The following is a 17,653-nucleotide window of genomic DNA, read 5'->3' on the forward strand; positions in this document are numbered from 1 at the left end:
GTCCGGCACGTGGATGTCCTGCACGCTGTCGGCAGCAGGCGCGGCGGCCGGCTGTTCAGCGGGCTTCTGGGCAGCGGCCGGAGCCGGTGCTTGAGCTGCCGGAGCGGCCGGCGCAGCGGCGCCTTCGACCTTGAGCTTGAGAATCAGGTCACCGGTACCGACTTCGTCGTTCAGGTTGACGCTGATGCTTTCCACCACGCCGGCAGCCGGCGAAGGGATTTCCATGCTGGCCTTGTCCGACTCCAGCGTGATCAGGGACTGATCAGCCGTCACGGTGTCACCGACCTTCACCGAAATCTCGATGATCTGCGCCTTGCCCGACGAGCCGATGTCCGGCACGTGGATGTCCTGGCTCGAAGCAGCGGCCGCCGGAGCCGCCGGAGCAGCGGCAGGCGCGGCCTCGGCTTTCTCTTCCAGCTTGGGTGCAGCCGCAGGCTCTTCAGCCTTGGGCGCTTCTTCAGCGCCTTCGACTTCCAGCTCCAGCAGTTCGTCGCCTTCTTTCAGACGGTCGCCCAGCTTGACCTTGATGCTCTTGACCACGCCAGCCTTGGGGGCCGGCACTTCCATGCTGGCCTTGTCGGATTCGAGCGTCAGCAGGCTTTGTTCAGCCTCGATGCGGTCGCCGACCTTGACCAGCAATTCAATGACTTCACCTTCACCGCTGCCGATGTCAGGTACGCGAATGAGTTCGCTCACGAAAAATCTCCTCAGCAGTCCAGTGGGTTGCGTTTATCGGGGTCGATACCGAACTTGGCGATGGCCTCGGCCACCACCTTCGCTTCGATGTCGCCACGATCTGCCAAGGCTTCCAGGGCAGCCAGCACCACGAAGTTGCGGTCCACTTCGAAGAAGTGACGCAGCTTCTTGCGGCTGTCGCTGCGACCGAAACCATCGGTACCCAGGACCTTGAATTCCTTGGAAGGAACCCACTGACGGATCTGCTCTGCGAACAACTTCATGTAGTCGGTGGAGGCGATGACCGGGCCTTTACGGCCGCTCAGGCACTCTTCGACGTAGGTGGTCTGCGGCTTCTGCCCCGGATGCAGGCGGTTGGCACGCTCGACGGCCAGGCCGTCGCGACGCAGTTCGTTGAAGCTGGTGACGCTCCACACGTCGGCGCCGATGTTGAACTCTTCGCGCAGGATCTTCGCCGCTTCGCGGACTTCACGCAGGATGGTGCCCGAGCCCAGCAACTGGACGTGGTGCGCCGCTTCCTTGGTGTCTTCCTCGAGCAGGTACATGCCCTTGATGATGCCTTCCTCGGCGCCGGCCGGAATGGCTGGCTGGGTGTAGGCTTCGTTCATCACGGTGATGTAGTAGAAGATGTCCTGTTGCTCTTCGGTCATCTTCTTCATGCCGTCCTGAATGATCACCGCCAGCTCGTAGCCGTAGGTAGGGTCATAGGTGCGGCAGTTCGGAATGGTCGCAGCCAGCAGATGGCTGTGGCCGTCTTCGTGCTGCAGGCCTTCACCGTTCAGGGTGGTACGGCCGGCGGTGCCGCCGATCAGGAAGCCACGGGTACGGCTGTCGCCAGCGGCCCAGGCCAGGTCGCCGATACGCTGGAAACCGAACATCGAGTAGAAGATGTAGAACGGCAGCATCGGCTGGTTGTGGTTGCTGTACGAAGTACCGGCAGCGATGAACGACGACATGGCGCCGGCTTCGTTGATGCCTTCCTCGAGGATCTGGCCCTTCTTGTCCTCGCGGTAGAACATCACCTGGTCCTTGTCGACCGGATCGTACAGCTGGCCGACCGAGGAGTAGATACCCAGCTGGCGGAACATGCCTTCCATACCGAAGGTACGGGCTTCGTCCGGGATGATCGGGACGATGCGGTGGCCGATCTCCTTGTCCTTGACCAACTGCGACAGGATGCGCACGAACGCCATGGTGGTGGAGATTTCACGGTCGCCCGAGCCATCCAGGATGGCCTTCAGGGTTTCCAGTGGTGGCGTCGGGACGCTGAAGCTCTTGGCCCGGCGCTGCGGCACGAAACCACCCAGGGCGGCACGACGCTCGCTCAGGTAACGGGCCTCGGCACTGCCTTCTTCAGGCTTGAAGAACGGCAGGTTTTCCAGCTCGTCGTCCTTGACCGGGATGTCGAAGCGGTCGCGGAATTTGCGCAGGCTGTCGACGTCGACCTTCTTGGTGTTGTGCGCGGTGTTCTTCGCCTCGCCAGCACCGGTACCGTAGCCTTTGATGGTCTTGGCCAGGATGACGGTCGGCTGATCCTTGTGGTTCACAGCCTGGTGGTAGGCCGCATAGACCTTGTACGGGTCGTGGCCACCACGGTTGAGCTTCCAGATCTCGTCGTCGGACAGGTCGGCGACCATGGCCTTGAGTTCCGGGGTGTTGAAGAAGTGCTCACGGACGAACGCGCCGTCCTTGGCCTTGTAGTTCTGGTACTCGCCGTCGATGACTTCGTCCATGCGCCGCTGCAGGATGCCGTCGACGTCCTTGGCCAGCAGTGGGTCCCAGAAACGGCCCCACACCACCTTGTTGACGTTCCAGCCACCGCCACGGAACACGCCTTCGAGTTCCTGGATGATCTTGCCGTTGCCGCGCACCGGGCCGTCGAGGCGCTGCAGGTTGCAGTTGATGACGAAGATCAGGTTGTCCAGCTTCTCGCGGCCCGCCAGGGAGATCGCGCCCAGGGATTCGGGCTCGTCGCACTCGCCGTCGCCCATGAAGCACCAGATCTTCTGCTTGCCGGCAGGAATGTAGCCGCGCGCTTCCAGGTACTTCATGAAGCGTGCCTGGTAGATGGCCTGGATCGGGCCCAGGCCCATGGAAACGGTCGGGAACTGCCAGAAGTCAGGCATCAGCCACGGGTGCGGATACGAGGACAGGCCCTTGCCGTCCACTTCCTGGCGGAAGTTGTTCATCTGGTCTTCGCTGATGCGACCTTCCATGAAGGCGCGTGCGTAGACGCCAGGCGAAGCGTGGCCCTGGAAGTAGATCAGGTCGCCGCCGTGCTCGTCGGTCGGTGCCTGGAAGAAGTAGTTGAAGCCGATGTCGTACAGGGTCGCGCTGGAGGCGAAGCTGGAAATGTGGCCGCCCAGGTCTGGGTCGCGCAGGTTGGTGCGCACCACCATCGCCAGCGCGTTCCAACGCACCAACGAGCGAATGCGGCGTTCCATGAACAGGTCGCCAGGCATGCGTGCTTCGTGGGTGACGGGGATGGTGTTGCGGTACGGCGTGGTGATGGCGTAGGGAAGTTGTGAACCACTGCGGGTGGCCAACTCGCCCATGCGGGTCATCAGGTAGTGAGCGCGGTCTTCGCCTTCTTTGTCGAGGACCGACTCCAGGGCATCCAGCCATTCCTGGGTTTCGACGGGATCGAGGTCTTGCATGGCTTGCTCCAGGGCGGAAAGGCTTCCAGAATCGAAGCCTGAGTTTGCGACTGGCCTTGTGGGCAGACGATATTGAATTCTTGGATGACCGGTGAGTTTCCGGCGTCGTGTAGTTTTACTACAAATCATTGCCCTTTTCATGCCCTCGCAGGTGGCGGGCCGGGGCAAAAGCACAGGATACAGGCTTTTGGCCTCTTGTCAGGTTGTGAGATAGATCGGTACCAGAGGTTAAAAATAATTCCTTCGGGGTTGACCGTAGATGATTTCTGCCAAATTTAATCGTGATACAGCTATTAATCGCCTTTGTTCGACATTTTATGGACAGATGCACCTGTCTATACAGGCCTCTACTGGGCCTGTCACGCCGCACAAGGATAGACCATGAATCTGCCTTTGCTGGTCGAAATACCGGCCGCTCTGCTGCCTCTGGTGGCCCGCAACCGGGAGTCGTTGAGGGCGGCTGTGGGGGCGATTCAGTCTGAGAGTGAGGGTGCTGCTGCCGGCCTCATCGCGGGTAGAACCCGCTCCCACAATTCCCAGACCGACCACCCCACCCCCCCATTTGCCACCCCCCAATCCCCTGTGGGAGCGGGTTCTACCCGCGATGAGGCCCTCCCAGTCCCCACACAACCCGACTGGTCCCCCGACCGCTGGCTGCAATGGGACCGGGTCACTGCCGCCAGCGACTTCGTGCTCCAGCAGGCCACCCAGAACCCCGTCCTGCTTCTGGACCTGGCCGCCAGCGGCGATCTGGACCGCGCCTTCGCCCCCGGCGAACTCTGCGCCCAGATCGCCGCCGCCGTGTCCCAGGCTGCCACTGAAGACGAACTCGCCCGCGCCCTGCGCCGCCAACGCGCTCGCCATCAAATCCGCATCATCTGGCGCGACCTCACCCGCCAGGCCGACCTGATCCAGACCTGCCGCGACCTCTCCGACATGGCCGATGCCTGCATCGACCAGGCCTACCAATGGCTCTACCTGCGGCACTGCCAGCAGTTCGGCACGCCCATGGGCCGTCGCAGCGGGCAGCCCCAGCACATGGTGGTGCTGGGTATGGGCAAGCTCGGCGCGGTGGAGCTGAACCTGTCATCGGACATCGACCTGATTTTCGCCTACCCCGAAGGCGGCGAAACCGAAGGGGCGAAACGTCCGCTGGACAACCAGGAGTTCTTCATCCGCCTGGGCCAACGCCTGATCAAGGCCCTGGACCCGATCACCGTCGACGGCTTCGTGTTCCGTGTCGACATGCGCCTGCGTCCCTACGGTTCATCCGGGGCGCTGGTGCTGAGCTTCAACGCCCTGGAGCAGTACTACCAGGACCAGGGCCGCGACTGGGAACGCTACGCCATGATCAAGGCCCGGGTAGTCGCCGGTGATCAGCAAGCCGGTGCCCAGTTGCTCGACATGCTGCGCCCGTTCGTCTATCGCCGGTACCTGGACTTCTCCGCCATCGAAGCGCTGCGCACCATGAAGCAGCTGATCCAGCAGGAAGTGCGGCGCAAGGGCATGGCCGACAATATCAAGCTGGGTTCGGGTGGCATTCGCGAGGTGGAGTTCATCGCCCAGGCCTTCCAACTGATCCACGGCGGGCGCGACCTGAGCCTGCAGCAGCGGCCGTTGCTCAAGGTGCTGGCCACCCTGGAAGGGCAGGGCTACCTGCCCGCAGCGGTGATCGCCGAACTGCGCGACGGTTATGAATTCTTGCGCTACACCGAACATGCCATCCAGGCCATCGCCGACCGCCAGACGCAGATGCTCCCGGACGGTGATCAGGACCGCGCCCGCATCGCCTTCATGATGGGCTTCACCGACTGGGCCTCCTTCCATCAACGACTGATGCAATGGCGCGAGCGCACCGCCTGGCACTTCGGCGAATTGATTGCCGATCCGGATGAAGAAGCCGACGTGCCCAAGGAAGAAATAGTGGGCGGCGAATGGCTGCCGCTCTGGGAAGACAGCCAGGATCAGGACGTGGCGTGCCGCCAGCTGTATACCGCCGGTTTCAATGACCCGGCCAAGGCCCTCAAGCGCCTTGAAGACCTACGCGCCAGCCCACAGTTGCGCGCCATGCAGCGCCTGGGGCGAGAGCGATTGGACGCCTTCATTCCCCGGTTGCTGGCCCAGGCCGTGGAACACGTCGACCCGGACCTGGTGCTCGAACGTGTACTGCCGCTGGTGGAGGCGGTAGCCAGACGCTCCGCCTATCTGGTGCTGCTGACCGAAAACCCCGACGCCCTGCGCCGTCTGCTGACCCTGTGCGCGGCCAGCCCGTGGATCGCCGAACAGATCGCGCGCTTTCCTCTGCTGCTCGACGAATTGCTCAACGAAGCACGGCTGTTCAACCCGCCGCTGGCACCCGAGTTGGCCGCCGAATTGCGCGAGCGGCTGACACGCATCCCCGAGGACGACCTGGAACAGCAGATGGAGGCGCTGCGCCACTTCAAGCTGGCACACAATCTGCGCGTGGCAGCCTCGGAAATCGTCGGGGCGTTGCCCTTGATGAAAGTCAGCGACTACCTGACCTGGCTGGCCGAAGCCATCCTCGAGCAGGTATTGGCCCTGGCCTGGCGCCAGACCGTGGCGCGCCATGGCGTGCCCAAGCGCCCGGACGGTTCGGACTGCGACCCCGGTTTCGTCATCGTCGGCTACGGCAAGGTGGGCGGCATCGAGTTGGGTCATGGCTCGGACCTGGACCTGGTGTTCATCCACGACGGCGACCCCAACGCCGAAACCGACGGTGCCAAGCCGATCGACAGCGCGCAGTTCTTCACCCGCCTGGGCCAGCGCATCATTCACCTGCTCACTGCGCAGACCAACTCGGGCCAGCTGTATGACGTAGACATGCGCCTGCGGCCCTCGGGCGCGGCGGGGCTGCTGGTGAGTTCGGTGGCGGCATTTGCCCGCTATCAGGAAAACGAGGCCTGGACCTGGGAGCACCAGGCGCTGGTGCGCGCCCGGGTGCTGGTGGGCTGTCGCCAGACCGGTGCCGCGTTCGAGCAGGTGCGGGCGCAGGTGCTGGGCCGCACGCGGGACCTGGACAAGCTGCGCGCGGAGGTCAGCGAGATGCGCGCCAAGATGCGCGACAACCTGGGCACCCGCCTGACCACGGCCGGCCTGGGCGCCAATGCCTTCGACGCGGGCGTGCCCTTCGACGTCAAGCAGGACGCCGGAGGTATCGTCGATATCGAATTTATGGTGCAATACGCGGCTCTGGCGTGGTCGGACAAACACCCGGCCTTGCTGCAATACACCGATAACATTCGCATTCTGGAAGGCCTGGAACAGGCCGGCCTGTTGCCCGCCGCCGATGCCGGATTGCTGCGCGAAGCCTACAAGGCCTACCGCTCCGCCGCCCACCGCCAGGCGCTGCAGAAACAGGCCGGAGTCATCGCCGGCGATCAGTTCAGCGCCGAGCGCCGCGAAGTGATGCGGATATGGCAAAGTTTGGGACTCAGCACCCCCCCTGTAGGCGCGGCGTAAAAGCCGCGAAGACGTCCACCCAGACGCCACAAGCTCCAAGCTGCAAAGGTGCCCAACCGACGCCTGCGCCGCCGACCGCCGCCCACAGCCCCCTGTAGGAGCGGCGTAAAAGCCGCGAAAGCGTCCTACCAGGCACCACAAGATCCAAGGTTCAATTTCTGGAAAACTATGAGAATTCTGATCATTGGGCCCAGCTGGGTCGGTGACATGGTAATGGCACAAACCCTGTTCCAGTGCCTGAAACAGCGTCACCCCGCGTGCCTGATCGACGTCCTGGCCCCCGAATGGAGCCGGCCGATCCTGGAACGCATGCCCGAAGTCCGTCAGGCCTTGAGCTTTCCGCTCGGCCACGGCGCGCTGGAGCTGGCGACCCGCAGGCGTATCGGCAAAAGCCTCAAGGGCCAATACGATCAAGCCATCCTGCTGCCCAACTCGCTGAAATCGGCCCTGGTCCCGTTCTTCGCCGGTATCCCCACACGCACCGGCTGGCGCGGCGAATTCCGCTACGGCCTGCTCAACGACGTGCGCGCGCTGGACAAAGACCGCTACCCGCTGATGATCGAACGCTTCATGGCCCTGGCCTTCGAGCCCGGCGCCACGCTGCCCCAGCCGTACCCACGGCCGGAACTGCGCATTGACCCCGCCAGCCGCGACGCCGCCCTGGTCAAGTTCGGCCTGGCCCTGGATCGCCCCGTGCTCGCCCTGTGCCCCGGTGCCGAGTTCGGTGAAGCCAAGCGTTGGCCCTCCGAGCACTACGCCGAAGTGGCCGAGATCAAGATCCGCGAAGGCTGGCAGGTATGGCTGTTCGGCTCCAGGAAAGACTTTCCCGTCGGCGAGGCCATCCGCGACCGCCTGATCCCGGGCCTGCGCGAAGAAGCCTATAACCTCAGTGGCGAAACCGCCCTGGCCGAGGCCATCGACCTGATGTCCTGCGCTGACGCCGTGGTGTCCAACGACTCCGGCCTGATGCACGTCGCCGCCGCGCTCAACCGCCCCCTGGTGGCGGTGTACGGCTCCACATCCCCCGGTTTTACCCCGCCGCTGGCGGAAAAGGTCGAAGTGGTGCGCCTGGGCCTGGATTGCAGCCCATGTTTCGACCGCACCTGCCGCTTTGGCCACTACAATTGCCTGCGCCTGCTGGAACCCCAGCGGGTTGCCGACGCCCTCCAGCACATGGAAGGCCCGGCCACGGTCGAACTGACAGTCAAGGCGGAATGAATTGCGGGTATTGCTGATCAAGACCTCGTCCATGGGCGACGTCATCCATACCCTCCCGGCGCTCACCGACGCAGCGCGGGCCATCCCCGGCATTCGCTTCGACTGGGTGGTGGAGGAGGGCTTCGCCGAGCTGCCCAAATGGCACCCGGCGGTGGACAACGTGATTCCCGTGGCCATCCGCCGCTGGCGCAAGAACCTCTGGGAAACCATCAAGAGCGGCGAGCTCAAACGCTTGCGCCAGCGTCTGCGAGCGCAACGCTACGACCTGGTGATCGACGCCCAGGGCCTGCTCAAAAGCGCCTGGCTGACCAAGCTGGTGAGCGCGCCAGTGGCTGGCCTGGACAAGGGCTCGGCCCGCGAAGGCCTGGCCAGCCGCTTCTACGACAGACGTCTGGCGGTGGGCCGTGGTCAACACGCGGTGGAGCGGGTGCGCCAACTGTTCGCCCTGGCCCTGGGCTATGACCTGCCCAAAGGCCTGGGCGACTACGGCCTGAACCGCCTGCAATGGCGCGACCTGGTCCCCGGCCCGGCATTCGTGGTGTTCCTGCATGGCACCACCTGGGACACCAAGCACTGGCCGGAAATCTACTGGCGTGAACTGGCCGAGCGTCTGGCCGCCGCGCACATTCAAGTACGCCTGCCGTGGGGCAATGCCGCCGAGCAGGCTCGCGCCCAGCGCATTGCCGCCGGCTTGAAAAACTGCGTGGTACTGCCCAAATTGAACCTGGCAGGGGTGGCACAGACGTTGGCCGAAGCCCGCGCCTGCGTCGCGGTGGACACTGGCCTGGGCCACCTGGCCGCCGCGCTGGACGTGCCGACCCTTTCACTGTTCGGCCCCACCAACGTCGGGCTCACCGGTGCCTACGGCAAGGGCCAGATCCACCTGGCCAGCGACTTCCCCCCGTGCGCACCGTGCATGCAAAAGAAATGTACCTATCAGCCGACGCCGGAAGACCAGCGTCGGTTCGATCTCAAACGCGAGTGGCCGCTGTGTTTCACCCGGCTCAATCCCGAGCGCGTGGCAAGCCGACTGAGCGCCGTGTTACTGGCCGAGGATCTTCGTTGATGCAACTGGCATTCGTGCTCTACAAATACTTTCCCTTCGGTGGCCTGCAGCGCGACTTCATGCGCATCGCCCTGGAGTGTCAGCAACGCGGCCACAGCATCCGCGTCTATACGCTGATCTGGGAAGGCGAGGTACCGCCGGGCTTCGAAGTGCTGGTGGCCCCGGTCAAGGCCTTCTTCAACCACAGGCGCAACGAAAAGCTGCTGAGCTGGATGCAGGCCGACCTGGCCAAGCGTCCGGTCGACCGCCTGGTGGGCTTCAACAAGATGCCTGGCCTGGACGTCTACTACGCTGCCGACGGCTGCTACGAAGACAAGGCGCAGAACCTGCGGCACTCGCTGTACCGTTACTGGGGGCGCTACAAGCACTTCGCCGACTACGAGCGCGCGGTGTTCGCCCGCGATGCCAGGACCGAAGTGCTGATGATTTCCGAAGTGCAGCAACCGCTGTTCATCAAGCACTACGACACGCCCCTGGAACGCTTCCACCTGCTGCCCCCCGGCATCTCCCACGACCGCCGCGCACCGCCGAACGCCGCCTTGATCCGCGCCGAATTCCGGGGCGAGTTCATGCTTGAAGACGATGAACTGCTGCTGGTGCAGATTGGCTCCGGGTTCAAGACCAAGGGCGTGGACCGCACCCTCAAAGCCGTGGCGGCCTTGCCCAGCGGCCTGCGCAAACGGGTGCGGTTGATGGTCATCGGTCAGGACGATCCCAAATTGTTCCAGGTGCAGAGCGCGGCCCTGGGCCTGGGCGACCGGGTACAGTTCCTCAAGGGCCGCAGCGACATTCCCCGATTCCTGCTCGGGGCCGACCTGCTGATTCACCCGGCCTACAACGAGAACACCGGCACGGTGCTGCTCGAAGCCCTGGTGGCAGGCTTGCCGGTGCTGGTGTCGGCGGTGTGCGGCTATGCCCATTACATCGCCGAAGCCGACGGCGGCCTGGTGCTCAGCGAACCGTTCGAGCAGGAAGAACTCAACCGCTACCTGCAACGCATGCTCGAAGACGACAGTGCACGCGCGGCCTGGGCCGCCAATGGCCTGCTGTTCGCCGACAGCGCCGACATCTACAGCATGCCGCAGCACGCGGCCGACGTGATTCTGGAGCCGCGTTCATGAAAGTGATCCTGGCCGAGCCTTTCCAGAGCCTGTGGGCCGGGCGCGACCCGTTCCAGGCCGTGGAAGCCTTGCAAGGCGTGGTCTACCGCGAGCTCGAAGCACGCCGTACCCTGCGCACCGAGGTCGACGGGCGTGGCTACTTCGTCAAGATCCACCGCGGCATCGGCTGGGCCGAAATTGCCAAGAACCTGCTCACCGCCAAACTGCCGGTGTTGGGCGCCGGCCAGGAGTGGCAGGCGATCCAGCGTCTGACCGAGGCCGGCGTGCCCACCATGACTGCGGTGGCCTACGGCGAGCGCGGCAGCAACCCGGCCGACCAGCACTCGTTCATCATCACGGAAGAGCTGGCGCCCACCACCGATCTGGAAGTCCTGAGCCTGGACTGGGCCCGACAACCGCCCGAGCCACGGCTCAAGCGCGCGCTGATCGCCGAGGTGGCGCGCATGGTCGGCATGATGCACCGCGCCGGGGTCAACCACCGCGATTGCTACATCTGCCACTTCCTGCTGCACACCGAAAAACCGGTCACGGCAGACGACTTCAAACTGTCGGTGATCGATCTGCACCGCGCCCAGGTGCGCCCGCAGATCACCCGCCGCTGGCGCAACAAGGACCTGGCGGCGCTGTATTTCTCGGCGCTGGACATCGGTCTGACCCGCCGCGACAAGCTGCGCTTCGTGCGCGATTATTTTCAGCAGCCCCTGCGCAGCGTGCTCAAGCAAGAAGCCGCGCTGCTCGGCTGGCTCGACGGCAAGGCGAACAAATTGTACGAGCGCAAGCAACGCTACGGGGACGCCCTCTGATGGCGGGTTGGAACCTGGAACCGGGTTACGAGCACCTGCACGCCGATTTCGGCAGCCTGGACGCGGTGTTCGCCCTGACCGGCGAGCGCCTGACCCGCGATCCGCTGTCCGAGGTGGTGCGGGTGGAGCGGGGCGGGGTCAACTATTACGTCAAGCGCTACGTCGGTGCCGGCAAGGGCTTGCGCGCGCACCTGGGCAAGCCACGGGTGAAGTCCGAATGGCAGAACCTCAAGCGCTTCGCCAAGTGGGGCATCCCCACCGCCGAAGTGGTGGCCTGGGGGCTGGAGCGCAACGGCGCCAGCTACGACCGCGGCGCCCTGATCACTCGCGAGCTGCCCAACACCGAAGACCTGCATCACTTGGCCCTGACCGGCGACCCCCGGCTGAAGAATCGCGCCTGGGTCGATCACATCAGCCGCCAGCTGGCTCAGCACACGCGAACGCTGCACGACAACCACTTCACCCACAACGACCTGAAGTGGCGCAACCTGCTGGTAGACGACCACGACGTGCTGTATTTCATCGATTGCCCCAACGGCGCGTTCTGGTGGAGCTTCATGCTGCGCTACCGCATCATCAAGGACCTGGCCTGCCTGGACAAACTGGGCAAACGCGAGCTGTCCAACACCCAGCGCCTGCGCTTCTACCTGCAATACCGCCGCCGCGACCGCCTCAACCCCTCGGACAAGGCCCGCGTACGCAAAATCGTCAAATTCTTCGAGGGCCGAGAATGACCCGCTCCCTCCACCCCTCCACGCACTCCGCTTCTAACTCCCTCTCCCCCAGGGAGAGGGCCGGGGTGAGGGGACCATTCCCCCCAAATCCCGCTCCTGGCCCCCGCTCCCCCACGCAACCCGCTTCTAGCCCCCTCTCCCTCAGGGAGAGGGCTGGGGTGAGGGGACCATTCACCCCAAATCCCGTCGAGGCCCACCCATGACCGACTTCATCGCTCCCGAAGATCGGCCCCTGCTCGAACGCCACAACCTGGCCAATTTCGACGCCCTCTGGCACCTGCAACTCGACGCCGTCGACGAACCCAACACCGGCCGCGGCGGCTGGAGCAGCGTCTTCCGCCTGGAACTGGAAGGCCGCGGTTTCTACCTCAAGCGCCAGAGCAACTACCTGACCCGCACCTTGGCCAAGCCCTTCGGCGAGCCCACGTTCGCCCGGGAGTTTCGCAACATCAGCCGCTACCGCAAGCTTGGTATTCCAGCGCTGCAGGCAGTGTTCTACGGCCAACGCCAGGTTCAGGGCGACACCCACGCCATGCTCATGACCCGCGCCCTGGACGGCTGGGCCGACCTCGATACGCTGCTGCAACAATGGCCCAGCCTGTCGACCCAGAACCGCCACGCCATTCTGGTGGCCTGCGGCGAACTGGGCCGCATCCTGCACTCGGCCGGTCAGGTGCACGGCTGCTTCTACCCCAAACACATCTTCCTGCGCGCCACGGCCAGTGGGTATCAGGCGCAGTTGATCGACCTGGAGAAAACCCGTCCGCTGCTGTTCGGCCAACGCGACCGCGCCAAGGACCTCGAACCCCTGCTGCGTCGCGCGCCGCGCTGGCAGACCGCCGACATTCGCGTGCTGCTGGGCGCCTACCTGGCCCAACCCGACACCAGCCCCCAGGTCGACACCTGGCTGCAACGCCTGAGCCGCCGCCGCAGCCACAAGGAAACCCGGTAGATGTGTGTCGCCCATGCCGGCCCCTTCGCGGCTGCACGCCGCTCCTACAGGGGGTTTGCGTTATCTCCAGGATCAGATGTGGAATGCACCGGCCCCATCGCGGGCAGAGCCCGCTCCCACAGGGGATTGTGGGACGCCTGTGGGGTTTGTGGGGCGGCGGCCGGCCCCATCGCGGCTGCACGCCGCTCCTACAGGGGATCTATGGTGCACGATAAACCCCCTGTAGGAGCGGCGTGCAGCCGCGAAGGCGCCGGCAAGGGCGACACCATATCGACAGCTGTACCCCAATCCCCTGTGGGAGCGGGCTCTGCCCGCGATGGCGCCCGCGCAAACACCGCCACACCTACGGCCACCCCCCACCAGGAGCCCCAATGATGCGCCTGTCCGAACTCACCCAGGCCGGCCGCGCCCCGGCGCTGCCGCTGAACATCCAGCTCGCCGATGCCGCCGGCCCGGCCGAGCTGCAACTGTTCACCCTGCTGCGCGTGCTGCCGGGCCAACGCTACGTCGGCGCCGGCGTCTGGCGTGGTCGCACGGTGCTGGCCAAACTGCTGGTAGGCGGCAAGGCCCCACGCCATTTCCAGCGCGAACTCAACGGCGTGCGCCTGCTCGCCGAACAAGGCCTGACCACCCCGCAACTGCTCGCCGACGGCCTGCAGGAAGGCGAGGGCGGCTGGCTGCTGTTCGAATACCTGGAAGGCGCCCGCAGCCTGGCCGATGACTGGGCCGACGTCGAATCCCTGCCACCCCTGGCCGACGAACAAACCGCCGTACTCGGCCAAGCCCTGGGCGCCATCGCCCACATGCACGCCAAGGGCCTGTGGCAGGAAGACCTGCACCTGGACAACCTGCTGCAATACGCCAACCGCCTGTACCTGATCGACGGCGCCGGCATCCAGGCCGAACAGGCCGGACGGCCCCTGTCGCGAAACAAGGTGCTGGAAAACCTCGGCGTCTTCTTCGCCCAGCTGCCCAGCAACCTGGCCCCGTTCACCGAAGAACTGCTGGTCCACTACCTGCTGGCCAACGGCGAGCATGGCCTGCCCATGGAAGCGCTGCAAAAACAGATCGACAAGGTCCGCGCCTGGCGTCTGCGCGACTACCTGGCCAAGGTGGGCCGCGAGTGCAGCCTGTTCTGCGTCCAGCGCGGCGCATCGCAATTGCGCGCCGTGCGCCGTGACGAAACCCCAGGCTTGCAAGGAGCGCTGGACAACGCCGACGCCTTGCTCGACCAGGGCCATGTCTACAAGACCGGCGGCGCCGCCACCGTCGGCCGGGTGCAACTGGACGGCCGCGACCTGCTGATCAAACGCTACAACATCAAGAATTTCCTGCACGCCTGCAAACGCTTCTGGCGCCCCAGCCGCGCCTGGCATTCCTGGGTAGAGGGCAACCGCCTGCTGTTTCTCGGCATCGCCACGCCCAAACCCCTCGCAGTACTGGAAAAGCGCGTGCTATGGCTGCGCCGCGAAGCCTATCTGGTCACCGAACACCTGAACGCGCCCGACCTGATCGAAAGCTTCGCCCCCTACGTCGACAGCGGCGAAGTCCCGGAAGAGCAGTTGCAGACCTTGGAGCACCTGTTCGCGCGGCTGGTGGCCGAACGCATCAGCCACGGTGATCTCAAGGGCCACAACCTGTTCTGGCACGCCGGCCAGTGGGCGCTGATCGACCTGGACGCCATGCAACAGCACGGCAGCGACGCCAGCTTTGCTGCCGCCCATCAGCGAGACCGCGAACGGCTGTTGCGGAACTGGCCAGAGGGCAGCGGGTTGCGTGCAGTGCTGGAGGCGCGGTTGGGGTGATGGTTGTGGGGTCCGGGGCGAAAGGGCGCCTCACCCCCGCCCTCAAAAGCCATACTCGACCCCAACCCCCGCATACCACGCCCGCCCCGGCGCGGCCTCGTAATACCGGTTGTTGCCATCCCCCACAATCACCGACCCCACATACTGCCGGTCCAGCAGGTTATCCAGCCGCAGCGTCTGATGGAACGTCCAATGTTCCACCCGCTGCTCGAACCGCGCCCGCCAGTTGAACACCGCATAGGCCGGTGCCGGCTTCGCCGCGTTGGTGTCCTCAACGAACACTTCGCTGCGATACATGCCTTCCAGCGCGGTACTCACCCAGTCGCGCGGCTGCCACTTCAGCTCACCAAACAGCGTGGTGCGCGGCACCCCCGGCAGATAGTTGCCCTTGTCCACCGCCTTGGCCGTCGCGCCGCTGCCACTGACGAAGTCATCGTCATAACGCGCCTGCAACCAGGTGTAGGCCAGCTGCGTGCTCCATTGCTCGCTCAACTGGCTCTGCACACCCAACTCGAAACCGCGGCGCAAGGTGCGCCCGGCATTCTGATAACTGGTGCGCCCGCCATTGGATTCCGCCACCACCAACTCATCCTCGGTGACGATCTGAAACAGCGCCGCATTGACCCGGGTCCCTTCGCCCAGCAGCGCCTTGACGCCCACCTCGATCTGCTTGCTGGTGGACGGATCCAGCGCAAAGTTGAACCCCTCGACACTCCCCGGCGCATACGCCAGTTCCGCCTGAGTCGGCGTTTCGAATCCGCTGCCCATGCTCACATAGCCATTCAGCGTCGGCGTGAAGGCATACATCGCGCTCACCGAGGGCGTGGTCTTCTGGTAGGTCTTGTCACCACTGGCGTCGCCGTTGCTCAGGAACTTGTCGTCCACGTCCAGCTTCATGCTGCTGTGGCGCACGCCCGCCTGGAAGGTCCAGTTCCCCAGCAGCCAGTTGGCCTGCACGAAGGGATCGAGGCTGGTCGCGGTGTCGATTTCATCCCGCTGCAACGAGCCCTTCACCCCCAGGGTGTCGCCCACGAAGTTCTGATAACCATGGCGGTCATCCTGGCTCTGGTCGTAATCCAGCCCGGCGATCATCGTCAGTTCGCCCGGCGCGCTGCTGATCGGCTGCAACCAACGCACACTGCCGCCGTAGAACTGCCGATCGAAGTCCACCACGCCGCCACCGCGGGCATTGGCCGGGGTGCCCTTGGGGATCGACAGGTACTGAATCACACTACGTCGCCCGCCATAGGCATTGACCTGCAAGGTGGCCTCGCCGACAGAGCGCTCGTAGTTCATGCCCAGTTGCTGATGGTCAATGCTCTTGCGGGTGTTGTAGGTCAAGGCGTTGCTGGCCACCCAGCGCGGGTCGTCCTTGTACGCCTGCCAGGTCTGGCCCAATGGGTCCTGGGTACCGTTCTGCTCCAGGCTGCTGTAGATCAGCGCCAGCTTGCTGTCGTCGTCGGGCTTGAGGTTGACCTTGGCAAAGGTCTGGTCACGCCGCGCGGCGCTGTGGTCGCGGTAACCGTCGGTGTCCATGCGCGAGGCATCCAGCACGAAACCTGCGCCCTCCACCGCACCCTCGGCGGTCAGGTGGTTCTTGCTCATGCCGTCACTGCCGATCAAGGTTTCGGCGCCCACACGCGGCGCGCCCTCGCCGTCGCGGGAGAACATCTGGATCACCCCGCCGGCATTGCTGCCATACAGCGTCGCCGCCGGCCCGCGCAGCACCTCGATACGCTCGGCGGTGTCCAGGTTGAACGTCGCCGCCTGGCCCTGGCCGTCCGGCGTGCTGGCCGGAATACCGTCGGCGATCAGCTTGATGCCCCGCACCCCGAAGGCCGACCGGGCGCCAAAACCACGGGAGGAAATCTGCAGGTCCTGGGCGTAGTTCTGGCGGTTCTGCACCACCAGCCCCGGTACCCGTTGCAGCACTTCGGAGGCGTTGATACCCAGTTGTCCGTCGCTGATCTGCTCGCGGCTGATGCTGTCGACGGAGAAGGGCAGGTCGAAGGTTTCACTGGCACTGCGCGAGCCGCTGACCACGCTGGAATCGAGCACGATCACCGGCGTATCGGCAACAGCCAATCGCACACTGGCAACACTGGCAACACTGGCCAGCGCCAGCAAGGTAAGACAAGAAGGTGGACGCACGCAGGCTTTCCCAGGCAAAACAAACATGCCCCAGTGTATCCAACCCCGGCACCCTGCGGGAGCAAGCTTTCGCGGGAGCGAGCTCCTGTGTGAACAGGCTCTTGTGTGAACTGGCTCTTGTGGGAGCGGGCTCTGCCCGCGATAGCGTCCGAATCGACACCACCATTTTCAGATCATGCAAGGCACCCAATGAAGCTTTCGCGGGCAGAGCCCGCTCCCACAGAGACTACACCCTACCTGCGCAACAACGCCTCCACCACCGCCTGCGCCCCCTCGATGCAATGCACCGTCACCCCCACCAACTGCCGATCCGGTAACGCCGCATCACACAACTCTACCGCCGAGGCCTGCGCGCACCTCAACAAATGCGCCAACTGCCACAACGCATCCTCCACCGGAATCTCCGGATTCACCCTGAACAACGGCTGCTCCTGGGCCTCTCCATCACCCACCAACACCTTATGCGTCTCGAAACTCTTCACCATGCTCAAACTCCTTGTATTCACACTCAGAAACGCGAGCGGTCATACCGCTCGCGCGGTACGTCCTCAGCCTCTACGCCAGCATTGCCACCAGCGTCGCGGCGGCGCCAGCCATCGCTGGGCATTGCGCCGGGCCTGCGCCATTTCCCAGCGATGCCGATCAAAACGCTCGGCCAGCTCGGTGCCGTCGGTGATCGACAGGTCGTGGGGGAAATGGAATAGCGGGGGATCGGGCGGAAGGTTGATGATGGGTGGATCGGGGGTCGGCTTGACCATGGCGGAGCTCCCTAACGTAAGTGAAGCCGCCACATCTCGTGACCAAACGATAGGTGGCAGCTGTACGCAGGTTGGTCAACCGGGACGTTAGGCACCCGGCGCATCCGAAGATGCCCCGCGCACAGCCGCCATAGAGCATCGCGCAGACGTAAAAAAACGCCCGCATGATCCATGGTGGCGCTGTGCGCCTAAACGTAATCGGGTGACCAAAC

Annotated in this window: 13 protein-coding genes; 8 read left to right on the forward strand and 5 right to left on the reverse strand. The window is 64.5% G+C overall.

The window, feature by feature from the left end; genetic code table 11:
* Both B3397_RS01330 and aceE read right to left on the reverse strand, forming a co-directional pair.
* On the reverse strand, window positions 1-696 hold a 696-nt coding region (locus B3397_RS01330; protein WP_296246556.1), incomplete at its 3' end, for a biotin/lipoyl-containing protein.
* An 11-nt stretch (window positions 697-707) separates the two neighbouring features.
* Entirely contained in the window at window positions 708-3,353 is a 2,646-nt protein-coding gene (aceE, locus tag B3397_RS01335; protein WP_296246557.1) for a pyruvate dehydrogenase (acetyl-transferring), homodimeric type, read from the reverse strand.
* A gap of 381 nt (window positions 3,354-3,734) precedes the next feature.
* Between aceE and glnE the strand changes: the two genes are divergently transcribed.
* The 8 genes from glnE (at window position 3,735) to B3397_RS01375 (ending at window position 14,532) form a co-directional block, all read left to right on the forward strand.
* Window positions 3,735-6,833: a bifunctional [glutamate--ammonia ligase]-adenylyl-L-tyrosine phosphorylase/[glutamate--ammonia-ligase] adenylyltransferase gene (glnE, locus tag B3397_RS01340; protein ID WP_296246559.1), complete on the forward strand. Its 3,099-nt coding sequence runs from the start codon at window positions 3,735-3,737 to the stop codon at window positions 6,831-6,833.
* A gap of 168 nt (window positions 6,834-7,001) precedes the next feature.
* Entirely contained in the window at window positions 7,002-8,051 is a 1,050-nt protein-coding gene (gene waaF, locus B3397_RS01345; RefSeq protein WP_296246562.1) for a lipopolysaccharide heptosyltransferase II, read from the forward strand.
* Window position 8,052: 1 nt separating this feature from the next.
* Window positions 8,053-9,117 (forward strand): lipopolysaccharide heptosyltransferase I, encoded by a 1,065-nt coding sequence (gene waaC, locus B3397_RS01350; RefSeq protein WP_296246564.1) that lies wholly within the window; start codon window positions 8,053-8,055, stop codon window positions 9,115-9,117.
* Window positions 9,117-10,238, forward strand: a complete 1,122-nt coding sequence (locus B3397_RS01355) for a glycosyltransferase family 4 protein (protein ID WP_296246566.1) — start codon at window positions 9,117-9,119, stop codon at window positions 10,236-10,238. The genes waaC and B3397_RS01355 overlap by 1 nt, the downstream gene beginning before the upstream one ends.
* The gene (gene rfaP / locus B3397_RS01360; RefSeq protein WP_296246567.1) at window positions 10,235-11,041 is read left to right on the forward strand and encodes a lipopolysaccharide core heptose(I) kinase RfaP; all 807 of its coding nucleotides are present in this window, start codon (window positions 10,235-10,237) and stop codon (window positions 11,039-11,041) included. The genes B3397_RS01355 and rfaP overlap by 4 nt, the downstream gene beginning before the upstream one ends.
* Complete coding sequence (locus B3397_RS01365) at window positions 11,041-11,775, forward strand: lipopolysaccharide kinase InaA family protein (protein ID WP_296246570.1); 735 nt, start codon at window positions 11,041-11,043, stop codon at window positions 11,773-11,775. The genes rfaP and B3397_RS01365 overlap by 1 nt, the downstream gene beginning before the upstream one ends.
* Window positions 11,776-11,974: 199 nt before the next feature.
* The gene (locus B3397_RS01370) at window positions 11,975-12,727 is read left to right on the forward strand and encodes a lipopolysaccharide kinase InaA family protein (RefSeq protein ID WP_296246572.1); all 753 of its coding nucleotides are present in this window, start codon (window positions 11,975-11,977) and stop codon (window positions 12,725-12,727) included.
* Window positions 12,728-13,101: 374 nt separating this feature from the next.
* On the forward strand, window positions 13,102-14,532 hold the full coding sequence (locus B3397_RS01375) for a lipopolysaccharide kinase InaA family protein (protein WP_296246598.1): 1,431 nt from the start codon (window positions 13,102-13,104) through the stop codon (window positions 14,530-14,532).
* A 42-nt stretch (window positions 14,533-14,574) separates the two neighbouring features.
* Here B3397_RS01375 and B3397_RS01380 read toward each other — a convergent pair whose 3' ends face one another.
* The 3 genes from B3397_RS01380 to B3397_RS01390 all read right to left on the reverse strand — a co-directional run bounded on the left by B3397_RS01380 (window position 14,575) and on the right by B3397_RS01390 (window position 17,441).
* The gene (locus B3397_RS01380) at window positions 14,575-16,623 is read right to left on the reverse strand and encodes a TonB-dependent receptor family protein (protein WP_296246599.1); all 2,049 of its coding nucleotides are present in this window, start codon (window positions 16,621-16,623) and stop codon (window positions 14,575-14,577) included.
* Window positions 16,624-16,916: 293 nt separating this feature from the next.
* Entirely contained in the window at window positions 16,917-17,168 is a 252-nt protein-coding gene (locus tag B3397_RS01385; RefSeq protein WP_296246575.1) for a DUF3077 domain-containing protein, read from the reverse strand.
* Window positions 17,169-17,231: 63 nt separating this feature from the next.
* Entirely contained in the window at window positions 17,232-17,441 is a 210-nt protein-coding gene (locus B3397_RS01390; protein WP_296246577.1) for a hypothetical protein, read from the reverse strand.
* Window positions 17,442-17,653 lie beyond the last annotated feature (212 nt).

This window comes from Pseudomonas sp. UBA4194, assembly GCF_002379585.1.
Classification (GTDB): Bacteria; Pseudomonadota; Gammaproteobacteria; order Pseudomonadales; family Pseudomonadaceae; genus Aquipseudomonas.

Excerpts from the sequence above, each read along its gene's own strand:
- aceE (WP_296246557.1), bottom strand. The coding sequence starts at position 3,353 with ATGCAAGACCTCGATCCCGTCGAAACCCAGGAATGGCTGGATGCCCTG.
- glnE (WP_296246559.1), top strand. The coding sequence starts at position 3,735 with ATGAATCTGCCTTTGCTGGTCGAAATACCGGCCGCTCTGCTGCCTCTG.
- waaF (WP_296246562.1), top strand. The coding sequence starts at position 7,002 with ATGAGAATTCTGATCATTGGGCCCAGCTGGGTCGGTGACATGGTAATG.
- B3397_RS01355 (WP_296246566.1), top strand. The coding sequence starts at position 9,117 with ATGCAACTGGCATTCGTGCTCTACAAATACTTTCCCTTCGGTGGCCTG.
- rfaP (WP_296246567.1), top strand. The coding sequence starts at position 10,235 with ATGAAAGTGATCCTGGCCGAGCCTTTCCAGAGCCTGTGGGCCGGGCGC.
- B3397_RS01365 (WP_296246570.1), top strand. The coding sequence starts at position 11,041 with ATGGCGGGTTGGAACCTGGAACCGGGTTACGAGCACCTGCACGCCGAT.
- B3397_RS01370 (WP_296246572.1), top strand. The coding sequence starts at position 11,975 with ATGACCGACTTCATCGCTCCCGAAGATCGGCCCCTGCTCGAACGCCAC.
- B3397_RS01375 (WP_296246598.1), top strand. The coding sequence starts at position 13,102 with ATGCGCCTGTCCGAACTCACCCAGGCCGGCCGCGCCCCGGCGCTGCCG.
- B3397_RS01385 (WP_296246575.1), bottom strand. The coding sequence starts at position 17,168 with ATGGTGAAGAGTTTCGAGACGCATAAGGTGTTGGTGGGTGATGGAGAG.
- B3397_RS01390 (WP_296246577.1), bottom strand. The coding sequence starts at position 17,441 with ATGGTCAAGCCGACCCCCGATCCACCCATCATCAACCTTCCGCCCGAT.